Here is a 2,659-nt window from a genome sequence, read left to right as displayed (position 1 = left end):
GCGTCCCCCACCGGCAACTCCAAAGAGGCTCGGCATCTGCGTCATCATGATCGTGAGCCCGGCGCCGGCCTTGAACCCGATCAGGATCGTGTCGCTGATCAGACGCACGAGCATGCTGAGCCGGAACAGCCAGCAAATCACGCAAAGACAAGCCACGGCCAGGGCCGCAACACTGGCGATCTGGCTATAACGAAGCGCATCGCCCGCAGCCAGTGTACCGACCGTGCCGGCGATCATCAGCGATATCGCCGAGGTCGGCCCGACCGCGAGCTGCCGCGAGGAACCCAGCAGCGCATAGCCGATGCCTCCCAGCAAGTAGCCATAGATTCCGACCTGGGGCGGCAGCCCTGCCAGGGCGGCATAGGCCAGCGATACGGGGATCGCATAGGCCGCCAGCGTCACGCCGGCAACCGTATCGCTGCGCAGCCAATCGGCGCGATACTCGGCAACCCATCGCGCCGGCGGGAAGGTCCGGTGAAACGCCACGCCAGCCTCCTTTCAATCAATGCGGCCCACGCCTCGGCCATGCGAAACCAGGCAAGCGCAAGAGAACGAGCAACAACGATGCCACGGGGATGAGCAACGACATCACGGGCGCCCGCTCCGTGACGAAAGCGCCGATCGCCGCGCCAGAGCCAAATGACGCGCAAACCGCTATGAAGATGGATGATCTCCGGAGCAGCCCAACCTGCGGATCTCCGGCGATCAGAGCGACCAAACCTTCAATCGATTGGCGAAGGTTTCCCGTGATCATCACAGAGCTGTATTTTGCCCCTTCGACCCCGTTGAAGATCGAGGTCTGCATCGCAGCAACCATTGATACGCCGAACGTGCCCGCCACGTCAGGCATACGACTGTGCAACACGCCAACGACGCAAAGCACCGCGATCTCGATGACGATGCTGATCGGCGCAGCGCGCACGCCCGCGACGCGCCGCAGCCACACGGCGCCGGCGACCCCGATGACGAATGCCAGAAGGGAGGGCACGAAGTGGAGCGCCTCCCTCCACTTGCCGACCATCGCATTCACCCAAAGGAATACCAGATTGGCCGTTTGCGCATTCGCCAAAACACCGTGCGTAATCCAGGCATAAGCATCGAGATACCCGCCGGCGCCCCCCAGCAGCAGCGCGACCGACAAGGTCTCATCGCGGCGGACCGGAGCATCAATGGGAGGCGCCTCATGGATGCTTACCCTCATCAAACCACAACGCGGCCTCGGCGATAGTCGGTATTGATCTGGATCAAGTATCGCCGATCTCATATCCTCTTCGCTCACACGATGATGCAGCCAAGAAGCACGAGGCACAAACGTCCGATCTGCCGCATCATCGTGGCTGCGGCTTCGCTGTTCTTCAGCAGTGCCACATCAACCCTCGCGGGGCAGTCGGCGGATGATTCAGCCAGTCCGACTCGCATACGCATTCAGGAAGAGATCTGGGTCCTTCCGTTGCCATTACCGATGTTCGCCTATCTGGTGCGCCCGGTCGGCGACGGCCCCTTCCCGTTGGCCATCATGAATCACGGCGTCGCCCTCGACCCGATCGACCGGAGCTTCTTTCCACTTGTCGAATTTCGTGACGCGGCCAGATGGTTTGCGGAACGCGGTTATCTCGTGGTGGCGCCGGTTGGTAGTGGTTACGGCGCGACGGCGATCGATATTCCCGAACGTGGAATCTACGGTTCGTTCTTCTCAAAGATCGGCAGATGCGCAAATCCGAACTTCCGCGATGCCGGTCTTGCGGTCGCCAATGTCGATCTATGGATCATCGACTATTTTGCCGCCGAGAAACAGGTCTTATCCAGCGATGTGATCGTCATCGGACAATCCGCTGGCGGCTGGGCATCGATTGCGCTGTCGAGCCTCAACCCGCCGCAAGTGAAAGCCATTATTGCCTTCGCAGCCGGCCGCGGCGGCCGGGTCGACGGCAAGCCGAACAACAATTGCGCGCCGGACAAGCTTGTTGCGGCAACGGCAGATTTCGGTCGTATGTCGCGGACGCCGATGCTGTGGATCTATACCGCTAACGACACCTTCTTCAGCCCCGCGTTATCAAAACGCATGCATACAGCGTTCAGCGCAGGCGGCGGCCGCGCACAGTATCAGCTCATCCCTCCGTTCGGTGCCGAGGGCCATTTCCTCATCGGTTCGCCGGATGCCATTCCGATCTGGTCGCCGATCGTATCGCGTTTCCTGGACGCTCAGAATGAGGACGGTTCAGAAAGGAAACGCTGATGCCAGCATGTTTTCGCAACGAGTGGCGACGCCGCCGTGGCAAGCGATGGGCTGATGCGCTGCTGTTGGCGATACTTGCCAGCTTCGCGCCGAGCCAATCTGCCACCTCACGGATTTCGACGACAGCGCTGACGGGAGAACGAATGGCCCCACGCGGCCAGCGGGAGATGAAAGACGTCGCATTTGGCGATTGGACCAAGGTCTGCTTCAAACCTGGAGGCACAAGCAGGCAATGTCGAACATCGATCACCGGCACGTTTCCCACCGGCCAGATGGCGATCCGGCTCGACATCGTCTCCCGCGACGATGCGCCGGTACGCGTACAGGTGTTCTGCCCGGTCGGATTGTATCTTCCAAACCAGGTCGCCCTGACGATCGATCGGAACAAGCCCCCTCACCTGCCCTCTCCCGGGTGTCTGCCAA

4 protein-coding genes are annotated in these 2,659 nt (G+C 61.2%); 2 read left to right on the top strand and 2 right to left on the bottom strand.

What is annotated here, in order from left to right; all coding sequences use genetic code 11:
- Positions 1-486: SulP family inorganic anion transporter (locus ACIQ17_RS32795; RefSeq protein ID WP_398473747.1), on the bottom strand; the 486-nt coding region annotated here is incomplete at its 3' end.
- 16 nt (positions 487-502) lie between these two features.
- Positions 503-1,141, bottom strand: a complete 639-nt coding sequence (locus ACIQ17_RS32790; RefSeq protein WP_398473746.1) for a YoaK family protein — start codon at positions 1,139-1,141, stop codon at positions 503-505.
- A 93-nt stretch (positions 1,142-1,234) separates the two neighbouring features.
- Here ACIQ17_RS32790 and ACIQ17_RS32785 point away from each other — a divergent pair, with 93 nt between their 5' ends.
- Positions 1,235-2,236: an alpha/beta hydrolase family protein gene (locus ACIQ17_RS32785; protein ID WP_398473745.1), complete on the top strand. Its 1,002-nt coding sequence runs from the start codon at positions 1,235-1,237 to the stop codon at positions 2,234-2,236.
- On the top strand, positions 2,236-2,659 hold a 424-nt coding region (locus ACIQ17_RS32780; protein ID WP_398473743.1), incomplete at its 3' end, for an invasion associated locus B family protein. The genes ACIQ17_RS32785 and ACIQ17_RS32780, both read left to right, overlap by 1 nt.

The sequence above is a fragment of the Tardiphaga sp. genome (genome assembly GCF_044340795.1).
GTDB lineage: Bacteria > Pseudomonadota > Alphaproteobacteria > Rhizobiales > Xanthobacteraceae > Tardiphaga.
The sequence above is the reverse complement of the archived record's forward strand: the minus strand, read 5'-3'. Positions and strand labels throughout refer to the sequence as shown.